Here is a 14,194-nt window from a genome sequence, read left to right on the forward strand (position 1 = left end):
TATCGCTTACTTTTATTGCTTAAAACTTCAAAAAAAAGAATTAACTTATTTAAAGATTACACCTAGAACCCCATTTCTTTTATTATTGGCCCTAAGTAAAAACCTTCTCTTATCTACTCTCTTTTTCTCTTCACATTTATAAGCGTAAGACTTGATGTATTAAAACCTAACATTTAACAAAATCAAGTACCCACACTTATCGGCTGTATTAATTTTTAAAGAACATTTTTTTCACTACCACCCCCACACAAAACTCATATGTAATAAATTCGTAAAATGTGGGAAAAGTGAAAGATTATTAATATACATAAAACTTAAAGTCTTTGTCAAATCTTTTTAGCGTTAACCCTAATTTAAGCTCCAAATCATGTTGTGTTTATGCATATTTCAACGCCCGCATCACCCACCCGAAGCACCTCAATGCATTACCCCAACATCTGTTATAATGCAAATGAGAATCATTAACATACATCGTGTACAACCGCATTGTGTACTTTAGCTTCGCGCACTGTCCCTCAAAATAAAAGAAGCTCCTGCAGCCTCTCGACCGCAAGAGCTCATTACAGGTGGCAATGCCTCCGCACCCCTCCACCCATCTCAACTAAGCATTCGATTTGTGAGTGTGATAAACAGCGTCGTAAATGTCAGTCACCTCTTTCTCAGGCTCACCAGTAGCAAGACTCACCACGTAAATCGCGATACTTGCGAATATGAAGCCGGGCACGATCTCGTACAAACCGAACCACCCGAATTGCTTCCACACGAGCACTGTAGCTGCACCAACAACCATACCTGCGAGAGCTCCCATTTTATTCATGCGTCTCCATGTTAATGCGAACACAACCACAGGGCCAAATGCCGCACCAAATCCCGCCCATGCATAACTCACCATTGCGAGCACACCACTATTTGGATCCCAAGCTAAAAATATAGCCACAATAGCGACAGCTACAACCATAATACGACCGAAAGTCACAAGTTGTTTTTCGCTCGCTTCACGATGCAAGAAAGTCTTATAAATATCTTGTGTCAATGAACTCGAGCACACAAGCAATTGAGCCGATAGTGTACTCATCACAGCAGCTAAAATTGCAGCCAAGAAAATTCCTGCAATCCATGGATTAAATATCAAGATTGAAAGCTCGATAAATACACGCTCTGGATTTGATGCAACGCGATCTAAATATTCTGTGTGCGTATTAAAGTAAGCCAATCCGAAGAAGCCCACTGCAACTGCACCTGCAAGACATAGAATCACCCAAATCATACCAATGCGACGTGCACTTGGAATTGACTTAATTGAATCGATGGCCATAAAACGCACCAAAATATGCGGTTGACCCACATATCCAAGCCCCCACGCAAGTGAAGAAATAATGCCCATCACAGTCACGCCTTCAAACATATGGGCACTATTAGGATTAACGCTCTCAGCTACTTGCACGGCATTATCCAAGCCACCAACACTAAACACCGCAGCGATAGGCACGATAATTAAGGCCGTAAACATAAGCGATGCTTGCACAGCATCAGTCCAGCTCACTGCCAAGAATCCCCCAATAAATACATACGCAATAGTACATAATGCGGCGATCCAAAGAGCTGTCATATAGCTCATTGAAAACATACTCTCGAAAAGGCGAGCTCCCGCCACCACGCCAGAAGCACAATATAATGTGAAGAAAATAAGAATTACAATCGCAGACACAATGCGAAGAATATTGGTTCTATCTTTGAACCGATTCGCAAAGAAATCTGGCAATGTCAACGCATTGTTCGCATGTTCTGTATATGTACGCAATGGAGCTGCAACAAACTTCCAGTTCACATAGGTACCAATAATTAGTCCTATTGCAATCCAAGAAGCTGAGATACCTGTACTATATACCTCGCCAGGAAGGCCAAGCAAAAGCCAGCCACTCATATCAGAGGCACCTGCTGCAAGAGCCGCTACAAATGCGGTTAACTGCCTACCACCCAGAATATAGTCTGAGAGATTTTGAGTCGATTTATAGCCCCGATACCCGATATAAATCATCAGGACAATATAAGCTGCAAAAGTCACTATTACTGGGGTGCTTACGATAGAATTCATAAGAATCTCCTAAAGGTTAAACTACTGCCATAAGCGTTGCATTACCCCCAGCAGCGGCGGTATTCACGCTTAATGACTGCTCTACTAAAAGTCGCTCAAGATCATATTTTGCTCCGCTTTCGATAGCTGCTGTCGTTAATGCCTGAGGCTGAATAACGATATAGCTATTTTCTGCGAAGTCTTTAGCGATCTGTTTCAACATATCCGTATCGCCTTCCACAAGCACCGCATCAATTCTTTGATTTGATAGCAAGGTGGCAATGCTCACGGCTACATTCGGATTGGTATTTTTATAAATTCTTATGCTGCGACCGTTCTCTGCCCTATCTTGTCCAACAACAGAAGCCACTTCAGGTCCAACGTTTTGCAAATCAGGCCATCCAGCGAAAATCGCATTATTACCTGTGATGGAGCATGCCTCTAACTGTGCACGAGCGCCAGCGGCAGATTGAGCGATGCAGAGAACATTGCCACGGGGGCGTACGAAATAAAAATTCTCTTCGCCCGTAGGGGTAGGCATTTTATGTTTCACAGCCAATGGATTATCAGAGAAAATATCACCAACACCAGCGTGTGAACCTTCTGCTAACAAACGATATTGATAAAGTGGACCACCCGCTTTTGGTCCTGTTCCTGACAATCCCATACCACCAAAAGGCTGCACGCCAACGACCGCACCAATAATATTCCTATTGATATAGAGATTACCTGCTCTAATTCGAGATGCGATATCTTCTACTGACTCATTAATGCGCGAATGCATACCAAATGTAAGTCCATAACCGCTTGAATTAATCTTCTGAATCAAATCATCAAGATTTTTGCGATCAAAACGAACTACATGAAGCACAGGGCCGAACACCTCTTTTTGAACATCAGTAATATCATTAACCTCGATTAATGTTGGTGCGACAAATGTGCCATTTTGCACTTGTTCATCCATAGGAGTTTGATGAATTTTGAATCCTTTTGCACGCATATCTTCAATGTAATCGAGGATATTTTTCTGAGCCTCTGCGTCGATAACTGGCCCAACATCAGTCGTTAGACGATCAGGATTTCCGACACGCAACTCATCCATATTTCCCTTAAGCATATTAAGAAGAAAATCTGCCACATCATTTTGAATGCAAAGAATACGCAATGCAGAACATCTTTGACCAGCTGAGTCAAAAGCCGAAGACACAACATCGACTACTACTTGTTCAGCTAAAGCAGAAGAGTCCACGATCATCGCATTAAGTCCACCTGTCTCTGCGATTAATGGAATCGGCTGACCGTCCGCTCCAACACGTCCAGAAATTGATTTGGCAATGCTCTGTGCTACCGCCGTCGATCCAGTAAACATCACGCCCTTAATGCGTTCATCCGCTACCAATGCCGCACCAATATCACCAGCACCAGGTACAAGCTGAATCACATCTTTAGGCACACCCGCTTCATGCAATGCCACAACCGCATAATAAGCGATGATTGGTGTTTGTTCAGCTGGCTTAGCCAGAACAACATTTCCCACTGAAAGAGCGGCAGAAATTTGTCCCAAAAATATGGCCATCGGGAAGTTCCATGGGCTTATGCAAACGATTGGGCCAAGCGGTTTATTATCGGGGCTAGATAATTTCTTATCCACTCGATATGAGTAATAACGCAAGAAATCCACGGCCTCACGAATTTCTGCGACTGCATTAGCGAAACTTTTTCCTGCTTCACGAACAGCTAATGCGATGAAAAACTCTTGACGCGATTCAATAATATCAGCGGCTTTGCGAAGCATATCTGCCCTCTGTCCCGCTGGCAATGCACTCCATCTCGCAAACGCTGCCTCTGCTTTAGCGACCATATCTTTCGCTTCAGATTCAGTAGCAAAAGTTACTTTACCGATTATGTCCCTATGATCAGATGGATTTTTCGCATCCGTGCTGCGAGCCGCATCAGAAGCCACTCCTGTAGGTGAAGACACCCACTCTTTGCTAGTCGCTTCTTTTAAGCCTTTAGCCAATTCACTCAATGTTTGTTCATTAGATAAATCCACACCTCGTGAATTTAGCCTATCTTGTCCTTGTGCTTTATATAACTCGCGTGGCAATGGAATCATGTCATGCGGTTTTCCGATTGGATTCACCTGCAACGCTAAATCAACGGGATTTTCAACTAAATCATCCACAGAGACATTTTCGTCTGTAATGCGATTTACAAATGATGAATTAGCACCATTTTCAAGTAAGCGACGCACTAGATATGCAAGCAATGTTTCATGTGTTCCAACTGGTGCATATATACGGCAAGGGCGTCCTAATTTTCCGTCCTTCTCGTCACCCACAACCTCTTCATAAAGTGGCTCACCCATACCGTGTAAGCACTGAAATTCAAATTTACCATGATAAAAATCAGGTCCAGCCATATGGTAGATTGATGCCAATGTCTGTGCATTATGTGATGCAAATTGTGGGAAGATTTCGTCTTTGGCTGCAAGTAGTTTTCTTGCACATGCGAGGTAGGATACGTCAGTGTGGAATTTTCTAGTGTATAAAGGGTAGCCTTCTAATCCCTCGACTTGGGCACGTTTTATTTCAGTATCCCAATAAGCCCCTTTTACTAGCCTAATCATAAGTCTGCGATTAGTGCGACGTGCTAAATCAATAAGCCAATCAATCACAAATGGAGTGCGTTTTGAATAAGCTTGAACTACAAATCCTATTCCCTTCCATCCCGCTAGTTGCGGCTCATGACATAATTTTTCAAGTAAATCTAGGGATATCTCTAAACGGTCGGCTTCTTCTGCATCGATATTAATTCCGATATCATATTTATGAGCCAATAAAGTAAGATCGCGTAAACGAGGATAAAGTTCTTCCATTACGCGATCATATTGGGCTCTTGAGTATCGTGCATGCAGTGCTGATAATTTGATAGAAATCCCTGACTTCTCATAGATATCGCGACCGGTTGCTGCTTTACCGATAGCATGAATTGACTCTTCATATGATTTGTAATAACGAAGTGCATCCGCATCATTCATCGCAGCTTCACCAAGCATATCAAAAGAATAATTAAAGCCCTTCTCAATCATGGATTGACCATTTGAAAGGGCTTTTTCTATAGTTTCACCGCGAACAAAATGCTCACCCATTATATGCATAGCTTGGTCTACACCTTTACGGATAAGTGGCTCACCACCACGTGCAATTAATTTTGTAAGCGATGCACCTAGTGATGATTCAGTTTGTGGTTTAACTAATTTACCTGTAATCATCAAACCCCAAGTTACTGCATTTACGAACATAGAGTTTGTGCCAAGGTGTGATCTCCAGTCGCCTTTACTAATTTTGTCTCTAATTAAAGCGTCTCTAGTTGCGTTATCTGGAATACGAAGAAGTGCTTCAGCTAAGCACATTAAGGCAATACCCTCTTCGCTTGATAATGAATATTCATGAATTAATCCATCTACTCCACCACCCGTTCGCTTCTCTCTTAATTTAGTTACAAGCATTCTTGCTGTATCTGCAATAGCTGACCTTAACTCTCCTGGTTCAGCTAATTCAATTAATGGGGGTAAACATTCGGTTTCTGGTCTTCTATAAGCCGATGTAATCGCTGCTCTTAAATCTGATTGATCTAAAACAGAATTTGCAAACTGTTCAAATGGTTTAGTCGCAGTTTCTGACTTAACTTCAGGTGATGTGGAACTCAAGATAAACTCCTTCAATAAATCGAAATTCCATTAAAAATTCTAATGATTTTCAAATAAAAAATATATAAGATAATTCCCTTATTTCATGTGTTAATATACTCACACTTTTATAGCCTTGATTCGCATGTATGCTTACATTTCCGCAAATTGACCCCGTAGCTATTGACCTAGGTTTTATAAAAATCCACTGGTACGGAATAATGTACCTTGTGGGATTTTTCTTCGCTTGGTATTTGGGAAGATATCGTATCAGAAAAGGATATTTTAATGTTTCCCTAAACCGATTTGAGGATTTGTTATTTTGGTGCATTTTAGGTGTGGTTTTAGGGGGAAGACTTGGTTATGTGGTTTTCTATAACTTAAGTTACTACTTATGGAATCCGCTTAAGATTTTTGCCTTTTGGGATGGAGGAATGGCATTTCATGGAGGGCTAATAGGCGTGACCATTGCCATGCTTTACTTTGCGTATAGGGAAAAAAAGCATTTCTTCGAAGTAACTGATTTTGTATCTCCATTAGTGCCGCTAGGTCTTGCATTTGGGAGAATAGGTAATTTCATAAATGGTGAATTGTGGGGCCGAGTTACTGATGTACCTTGGGCCATGATTTTCCCAGGAAGCGATGGTCAGCCACGACACCCATCACAACTCTATCAAATGATGGGAGAAGGATTTCTTCTATTTTTAATTGTATGGATTTATTCAAGCAAGCCTAGGCGACTAGGTAAAGTCACAGGGTTGTTTGTTCTGGGTTATGGAATATTCAGATTTTTAGCGGAGTTCGCAAGAGAACCTGATAGCCAACTAGGTTATCTCGCATTAGGCTTAAGCATGGGGCAGTGGCTATCAGTACCTATGATAGTCTTGGGTTTCGTAATCTTCGTAATGCCTATGAAGAGAAGAACCCAAGACAATTCAAATATTAATTTACCTAAAACTTAGGAATTATTTAGGATATATCTCGCCCGAAAAGCTCACATATACGTCAATTGAGTTAGGAGCTAACGGAACACCATTTGATTTAGCCATCGCTTTAGAACTATCGGCCATACCCCTGTAGCCATAGTTATAATAGGCTGGCTCGCTTTTATTCATTGTTACTTTACCGATGGTGTAAGAAGTAAACCCAAAAGCCTTGGTAACTGTATCAGCTTTAGCTTTAAATTCATCGGCTGCTTGTTGAAGAATTTCTGACTCAACTTTTTTGCGTGCTTCTGGGGTTAATGAGAAATTGATATTATCTGGGATCATCGTAGTCCCAATAGATTTTATAAATTCCTCAACTTTTTTATGATCACTAGAAGCCACAATTACAGATCCTTGCACATTCCAAATTATATTCTCTGGCTTAAATGGTTCACTTGAAGAATATCTTCCTGAATATTCCTTCCAAAAATTGTAATTATTAGTGGAGATTTCAAGGTCGGGGAATTCTTTAGCTTTTTGGATAACCTCGTCCATAGCTTTATTTATTTCCTTAGTCATAGAGTCTAAGTCTTTTCCGCTTAGCTCTTTACGAAGGATAAGTTCAACATAGTCTGCTGTCACTTTTTTACGAACACTAGCTGAAACATTAAATTTTGGTGAATCAATTGGTTTAAAGCGAGTTTTTTCTTCTTTAGCCTCTGTATCAGAAGGTTCTTGAGTTTGAGCTTGTATCGGTGCAATGAAAGCAGTACTCAATGCGATGGCAATAAGTGGGATTTTGAAAAAAGATTTAGTCATAATGTTCTCCTATAAATAAACGACCATGTAAGTAGTTTAATCAGTAGAAGTAAGTGCCTGATCAAGAAGACTATTTAATTCGGAAATTCGCTTATCGACTTCATAAACTGGCACCCCACTAAATGGACCTTCATTAGATTGCATCTTAAGATGATCTAATGCCAATTTAAGACAGCCTAAAATAGCTACCCTTTCAACTGCTAGATTTGGGGAAGATTGCTTAATTGAACGCAACAAATCATCCACTCTTTTTGCAGAAAGTATAAGTGCTTCCTTATCTTTTGGATCCGTAGTCAAACTAATTGCACGGTCAAGGATATTTATATCAACTTTTTCCATAAATTACTCTTCTTGAACATCGTTTGAAATGTTTTCTAAAACATGTGCGACACGTGAGCGAATGGAGGTTAAATCTTCCTTCCAAGTATTTAATATAGCCTTATCTTTATCGTGAGCAGTCTGCAGAACTTTATTTTGATCTTTTAGGTTTTTGACCTCTTGAGTCATGATAGATTGCGTTGATTCTAAGAAACCCTGAAGTTCCGATACTTTCTTATTTAATTCCTCAATTTTCTTCTCGTTAGAATCTAGTTTTTTCTGAGACGCTTCAAGTTGCGACTCATAAGTAGATACTTGCTCACGCAATCGGTTTCTCTCATTAAATAATGAACGATTTATCTGAGAAACTTTGTGAGCCTTTTCGATTAACTGATCAAGATTTGAAAGCATGATATCTTAGAATTTACTATAAGAAATTAAAATAACACTTAAGTTTATAATAAATAATCTTATAAAACCCAATTATTTACCAATACAGAAGCGACTGAAGATTTCGCCCAATAAGTCATCGGCCGTAAATTCACCCGTAATTGTATTTAGTTGTTCTTGAGCAAGACGCAAATGCTCAGCAAACAAATCTAGTCCCTCGTACGCAATCTCTCTAGCATGCTCAAGTTGCCCCTTAGCCTCACGTAAAGCATTCATATGGCGCGTGCGTGCCAGAAATAATCCCTCCGATTCGCCCTGCCATCCCGCAATCTCAAGCAATGCCGTCTTTAGTAATTCAAGCCCATCACCCGTTTTCGCAGACAAATAAATGTCATCCCCATCACGCATTGGCTTTTGACCATAAAGATCAATTTTATTGTGCACATAAAGTCGTTTTACGCCCTTAGGAATCTCTTGCAAGGTGGCAATGAACTTGCTATTTTTCTCCTCTCGTGGGTCCATCAAAATCAAAGCCACATCCGCATCCTGCAATGATTTTTCGCTTCTCTCTATGCCAATGCGCTCCACAATATCTTCGGTTTCTCGCAGACCCGCCGTATCCATAAAATGCACAGGCACACCGTCGATATGAATAAAATTGCGAACGACATCGCGCGTGGTCCCCGCAATATCCGTCACTATCGCAATCTCCTCCCCTGACAATGCATTCAAAAGCGATGATTTCCCCACATTCGGCATACCCACAAGAGCCACATGCAGACCCTCCCGCATAATAGTCCCCTGATTTGCCTGCGATATCACACGATCGAGCTGCTCTTGTATCACCCGCAGCTGCCCCATCGCATCGGCCGCCTCTAAGAAATCGATCTCCTCCTCAGGAAAATCCAATGTCGCCTCAACCAACATCCTCAGATTTATGACCTTCGCAACCAAATCTGAAACCAATTCAGAAAACGCCCCTTTGAGGCTTCGCAAAGCCATTCTCGCAGCCTTTTCGCTTGAAGCATCTATCAAATCGGCAATGCTCTCGGCTTGTGTCAAGTCAATTTTATTGTTTAGAAATGCTCTTTTTGAAAATTCCCCAGGCTCGGCAAGCCTAGCTCCCAATTCCAAACACCGTCCTAAAACCATATTTAAAATTACTGGGCCACCATGCCCTTGTAATTCAATAACATCTTCCCCAGTAAAGCTATGAGGTGCAGGAAAATAAAGCAATAGACCATTATCTATGGCATGGCCTTCTGCATCGTAAAAATCCGTATATTGAGCGGTTCGCGGTTTGATTTCGAGCCCTTTGCTTATGGCCTGAGCAAATGCCCCCAACTTCGGCCCCGATACACGCACAACACCAATGCCTCCACGACCTGGTGCCGTGGCTACTGCCGCAATAATATCTGAGTGCATAATCAAGTTTGAATCGATTGCTCGTTTGAGTTTGTTATTTTTATGTCCGTACTAATTATCTGAGACTTATATTCGATGGCAATGTGCCCGCCTAGCTCCGATAATGCTATTTCATAAACTTCGCGTTTAAATTCAATAACCTGATGTAATGGAACAAAATAATTACTCCATCTCCAAGCATCAAATTCAGGATGATTCGTACTGCGTAAATTTATGTCTTTATCGCGGCCTAAAAGTCTAAGCATAAACCAAATTTGTTTTTGCCCTTTATAAAGTCCCCTAGAATCTCTGCGAATATAGTTCTCAGGAACGTTATAGCGCAACCAGTCTCCAGTGCGCCCTAATATTTGTACGTGTTTAGGTCTAAGTCCAAGTTCTTCGTATAGTTCTCTGTACATGGCTTGAAGCGGCTTTTCGCCGTACTTAATGCCACCCTGAGGAAACTGCCATGATCTTTCGCGTATACGCTTACCCCAAAAAACCTCATTTTTAGAATTAACTAAAATAATACCTACATTAGGACGGTAGCCATCGCGGTCAAGCATTCACTACCTCTTAAATTTAAAATACAATTGCTCTAATTATATTAGGAAATAATTACATAAGGAGACAAAACTTGCTGGCTTCCAAATACCACATCAATACATCAAAAGAAGCTCCAGCTGAGGCTGAGGTCTTAAGTCATAAATACATGCTACGTGCTGGCATGATTAGAAAATTAGGTGCTGGTATTTATACATATATGCCCTTGGGGTTTAAGGTCCTAAAAAAGGTTGAAGCTATAGTTCGCGAAGAAATGAATCATGCTGGTGCAATTGAATTACTTATGCCAGTTGTCCAACCTGCAGAACTTTGGATGAAGACAGAGCGATGGAATGCATATGGCCCCGAACTTTTACGTTTTAAGGACAGACACTCGCGAGATTTCATTATTCAACCGACATCTGAAGAAGTTATTACCGATATCGTTGCCAATGAAGTGCATAGCTGGCGTCAACTGCCACTTAATTTCTTTCACATTCAAACAAAATTTCGAGATGAGCGTCGTCCTCGTTTCGGCCTGATGCGTGGTCGAGAATTCCTTATGAAAGATGCATACTCATTTGATAGAAACGAAGAAGAGGCAAATAAAAGCTATCAAAAAATGTATGACGCTTACACTCGTATCTTCACTAGATTAGGCTTGAAGTTCCGTGCGGTAAATGCGGACACGGGCTCTATTGGCGGCTCTCGAAGCCATGAATTCCAAGTTATTGCCCAAACTGGAGAGGATTTAATTGTATACAATCCTAATTCTGACTATGCAGCTAATATTGAATTAGCGGAAGCCGTTTCGCTTATTGATAAACGAGCTCCTGCTACTCGTGATCTTGAGTTGGTTGAAACTCCTAACTGCACAAAATGCGAGCTTGTTGCTGAATATCTAAATGTGCCTCTTGAAACGAATGTTAAATCCGTAGTATTTAGTGTTGAAAAAGATTCAGGTGAAAAAGTTTTATGCATGCTTTTGATTCGTGCAGACCATGAATTAAATGATGTGAAAGTCTCAAAACTTCCAATTTTTAAAGAAGCTAAATCTTATGACATGGCTACAGAAGCCCAAATTATGGAGTTCTTCGGCTCAACCCCTGGTTATTTGGGGCCAGTAAAACCACTGAAGGAAGTCGTGGTCATTGCCGACAGAACAGTAGCAAATATGTCTGATTTTATTTGTGGCGGAAATAAGGATGGCACGCACTACGTTGGCGTAAACTGGGGCCGCGATTTGCCCGAACCTCAAGTTGAAGATATACGTAATGTTGTAGAAGGTGACCCTTCCGCCGATGGCAATGGCACCCTTGCCATCGACCGAGGCATTGAAGTGGGCCATGTATTCTTTTTAGGCGATAAGTATTCATCTAAGCTTCGTGCTGTTTATTTAGATGAAAACGGTAAGGAAGCTGTTATTCAAATGGGGTGTTATGGCATTGGTGTAAGCCGGATTGTTGCAGCTGCTATCGAGCAAAATCATGATGAGAACGGAATTATATGGCCATTGCCAATGGCACCATATGAGATTGTTATATGCCCTATCGGATGGTCTAAGAGCGAGGAAGTTAAAGCGAAATGTCTTGAACTTTATGAGCAATTTAAGGCCGCTGGATATGACGTAATTTTGGATGATCGTGACATGAGACCAGGTGTTATGTTCACTGAATGGGAACTTATCGGTATTCCGATTCGTGTTACTGTCGGTGAACGTGGTCTTAAGGAAGGCGTGATTGAAGTTCAAAAAAGAACAGAAAGTGAAGCTAAAAAACTGTCACTAACTGAAGTATCTAATTACGTTAAATCTGTTTATGAAGATTTGTCTATTCGTGTATAGTTAACTAAATGAACTTAAGAAAAGATAATTTGAAATTCGTATTCCCTATCCGTGTTTACTACGAAGATACGGATGCGGGAGGTGTAGTCTTTTACGCAAACTATCTGAAATTTTGCGAAAGAGCCAGAACTGAGTGGCTTCGTAAACTTGGTTTTGATCAAAGTAAACTTGACTCGGAGTTAGGATTGATTTTTGTTGTTTCAGAAACAAGCCTAACTTATAAAAAGCCTGCAAAGCTTGATGATATCCTTAGTATTCATACGGAAGTTGAATCTATGGGAAAAGCTTCTATAGTTTTTTCTCAAGATATATATAGGGAAAATGAGCTTTTAGTAAAAAGCAAAATAACAGTTTGCTGCATTAATAGAGATGGCTTTAAACCAAGTGCTATTCCTGAGAGTGTTCGGTTATCTTTTGAATCTGTTATGAGCCCGAGGATTTCTAATGAATGAAGTTGTTTTAAATACTCCCGATAAGATGTCGATTCTGACTTTAATTACTGATGCGAGCTTGCCCGTTCAGATAATTATGCTGATTTTGCTTATTTTATCTATAGCTTCTTGGGCGATTATTTTCTCTAAATACACTCTCCTATCTAGTGCGAAATCAAATAATAAGAATTTTTTAAATGAATTTTGGAGGGGCGGTGATTTAACTGATCTTCACGCTAAGGTTCAAAAATCTCCGAGAAAATACGGTATCACCGCAAGGGTTTTTGAGGCTGGTATGAGTGAATTCTTAAAAGCAAGATCTAGAAATTTATCTCCTCAATTGCAAACCCAAGCAGCTGATAGAGCTATGCAAGCCACTTATTTTAGAGAGATGGATGGGCTAGATAGCAAACTAAGTTTTCTTGCTACCGTTGGGTCTGTAAGCCCTTATATTGGTCTTCTTGGAACAGTTTGGGGAATTATGCACTCATTTCTTGGGCTAACCACGGATAGTACAGCAACACTTGCGGCAGTTGCACCAGGGATCGCAGAGGCACTCATTGCCACCGCAATTGGTTTGTTTGCAGCTATTCCAGCATCTATTGCATACAATTCATTTTCACGATCTATAGATAAAGTTTCTACCAACGCTGAAGGTTTTATAGATGAATTTCTAAATATCCTTCAAAGACAGTCCTAATAGGAGGCACCATGTCTTGCCGAACCTCCAGAAGGTCTAAATCTAGACGTTTCAAAAATGAGATGAATGTCGTTCCATATATCGACGTTATGCTTGTTTTGCTCGTTATTTTTATGGTCACTGCACCGTTAATAACACCTGGGCTTATTAATTTACCTACCGTCGGTAAAGCATCCAAAGTGCCTGTTACCCCTATCGAAGTACAATTAGAGCAAAATGGAACTATAAGTGTGCGATTCCGTCAGCCTGGAGCTGAGTTTGAAGTTACTCCAGAGGCCGTGTTAGCTAGCAAAATTAAAACTATGATGAACACCGAGAATACTCCTGTTGTTATTTCTGCGGATGGTCAAGTTGCATATGAGGAGGTTGTGCGACTTATGGATAGACTTAGAGCAAGTGGTATAGGTCGGCTTGGTCTAATGGTAAATCAGGAGAAAGGCGAAGGGGCCTCTGGTTCTAAAGCTAGATAGGCAACTGATGACCAGACGAAACTACGAAAAATTCAGTAAAAATGAGGGCGAAGGCAAATTTTATTTGTTTTCGATTGTGCTGCATGTAGTTTTGTTTGTAGTTTTAGGACTAAATTTTCTACAAAAAATGGAGTCTGCGAGTGGGCCTGTTCAACTAGAGTTATGGGCTGAGGGAGAGATTAAGGCACCATTGCCACCAAAGGCGGTTGATGCGGTTGAGTCTGAGCCTGTTATTGAGCCTGAGCCTGTTGTTGAGACTGAACCTGTTGTGGAACCTGAGCCCGTTGAGGAAACTGAGCCCGTTGTGGAGCCTGAGCCCGTTGTGGAGCCAGAACCTGTGGTCGAGCCTGAGCCTGTTGTGGAACCAGAACCCGTTCCTGTTCCTAAGCCTGTAGTTATTCCACCATTACCTAAACCAGAACCTGTTATTGAACCAGAGCCTCAACCAGACCCTGAGATTGCTTTAGCGGAACAACGTAAAAAAGAAGAGGAAAAGCGTAAAGCCGAGGAGGCTAAGAAAAAAGCCGAAGAAGAAAAACGCAAGGCTGAAGAAGCACGCAAACTAGAAGAGGAAAAGCGTAAAGC

The 14,194-nt window shown here is 41.0% G+C and carries 12 protein-coding genes and 1 pseudogene; 6 read left to right on the top strand and 7 right to left on the bottom strand.

Going from position 1 to position 14,194, the window contains the following annotated elements; all coding sequences use genetic code 11:
- Positions 1–601 precede the first annotated feature (601 nt).
- Positions 602–2,095: a sodium/proline symporter PutP gene (gene putP, locus T432_RS0107240; RefSeq protein ID WP_028884737.1), complete on the bottom strand. Its 1,494-nt coding sequence runs from the start codon at positions 2,093–2,095 to the stop codon at positions 602–604.
- A 16-nt stretch (positions 2,096–2,111) separates the two neighbouring features.
- Positions 2,112–5,786 carry a bifunctional proline dehydrogenase/L-glutamate gamma-semialdehyde dehydrogenase PutA gene (gene putA, locus T432_RS0107245; protein ID WP_028884738.1) on the bottom strand — a complete coding sequence of 1,225 codons (3,675 nt, stop codon included), beginning with the start codon at positions 5,784–5,786 and terminating at the stop codon, positions 2,112–2,114.
- 128 nt (positions 5,787–5,914) lie between these two features.
- Between putA and lgt the strand changes: the two genes are divergently transcribed.
- Positions 5,915–6,727, top strand: coding sequence for a prolipoprotein diacylglyceryl transferase (lgt, locus tag T432_RS0107250; protein ID WP_028884739.1), 813 nt, complete (start codon positions 5,915–5,917; stop codon positions 6,725–6,727).
- Between the two features lie 3 nt (positions 6,728–6,730).
- Here lgt and T432_RS0107255 read toward each other — a convergent pair whose 3' ends face one another.
- From T432_RS0107255 to T432_RS0107275, 5 genes are all read right to left on the bottom strand, one after another.
- Positions 6,731–7,510, bottom strand: coding sequence for an SIMPL domain-containing protein (locus T432_RS0107255; protein WP_028884740.1), 780 nt, complete (start codon positions 7,508–7,510; stop codon positions 6,731–6,733).
- A gap of 36 nt (positions 7,511–7,546) precedes the next feature.
- Positions 7,547–7,849, bottom strand: coding sequence for a cell division protein ZapA (locus tag T432_RS0107260; protein ID WP_028884741.1), 303 nt, complete (start codon positions 7,847–7,849; stop codon positions 7,547–7,549).
- 3 nt (positions 7,850–7,852) lie between these two features.
- Entirely contained in the window at positions 7,853–8,239 is a 387-nt protein-coding gene (locus T432_RS0107265) for a hypothetical protein (RefSeq protein WP_014111051.1), read from the bottom strand.
- A 72-nt stretch (positions 8,240–8,311) separates the two neighbouring features.
- Entirely contained in the window at positions 8,312–9,643 is a 1,332-nt protein-coding gene (gene mnmE / locus T432_RS0107270) for a tRNA uridine-5-carboxymethylaminomethyl(34) synthesis GTPase MnmE (protein ID WP_028884742.1), read from the bottom strand.
- A 2-nt stretch (positions 9,644–9,645) separates the two neighbouring features.
- Positions 9,646–10,188 carry an RNA pyrophosphohydrolase gene (locus tag T432_RS0107275; RefSeq protein WP_028884743.1) on the bottom strand — a complete coding sequence of 181 codons (543 nt, stop codon included), beginning with the start codon at positions 10,186–10,188 and terminating at the stop codon, positions 9,646–9,648.
- A 71-nt stretch (positions 10,189–10,259) separates the two neighbouring features.
- Here T432_RS0107275 and T432_RS0107280 point away from each other — a divergent pair, with 71 nt between their 5' ends.
- The 5 genes and pseudogenes from T432_RS0107280 to T432_RS0107300 form a co-directional block, all read left to right on the top strand.
- Positions 10,260–12,008 carry a proline--tRNA ligase gene (locus T432_RS0107280; RefSeq protein WP_028884744.1) on the top strand — a complete coding sequence of 583 codons (1,749 nt, stop codon included), beginning with the start codon at positions 10,260–10,262 and terminating at the stop codon, positions 12,006–12,008.
- Positions 12,009–12,016: 8 nt separating this feature from the next.
- Positions 12,017–12,460, top strand: a complete 444-nt coding sequence (gene ybgC / locus T432_RS0107285) for a tol-pal system-associated acyl-CoA thioesterase (RefSeq protein WP_028884745.1) — start codon at positions 12,017–12,019, stop codon at positions 12,458–12,460.
- Positions 12,453–13,139, top strand: a complete 687-nt coding sequence (gene tolQ, locus T432_RS0107290; RefSeq protein WP_028884746.1) for a protein TolQ — start codon at positions 12,453–12,455, stop codon at positions 13,137–13,139. The genes ybgC and tolQ overlap by 8 nt, the downstream gene beginning before the upstream one ends.
- An 11-nt stretch (positions 13,140–13,150) precedes the next feature.
- On the top strand, positions 13,151–13,609 hold the full coding sequence (locus T432_RS0107295) for an ExbD/TolR family protein (RefSeq protein WP_028884747.1): 459 nt from the start codon (positions 13,151–13,153) through the stop codon (positions 13,607–13,609).
- A 7-nt stretch (positions 13,610–13,616) separates the two neighbouring features.
- Positions 13,617–14,194: pseudogene (locus T432_RS0107300) on the top strand (cell envelope integrity protein TolA); the annotation flags it as partial.

The sequence above is a fragment of the Taylorella asinigenitalis ATCC 700933 genome (assembly GCF_000687755.1).
GTDB classification, from domain to species: Bacteria; Pseudomonadota; Gammaproteobacteria; order Burkholderiales; family Burkholderiaceae_B; genus Taylorella; species Taylorella asinigenitalis.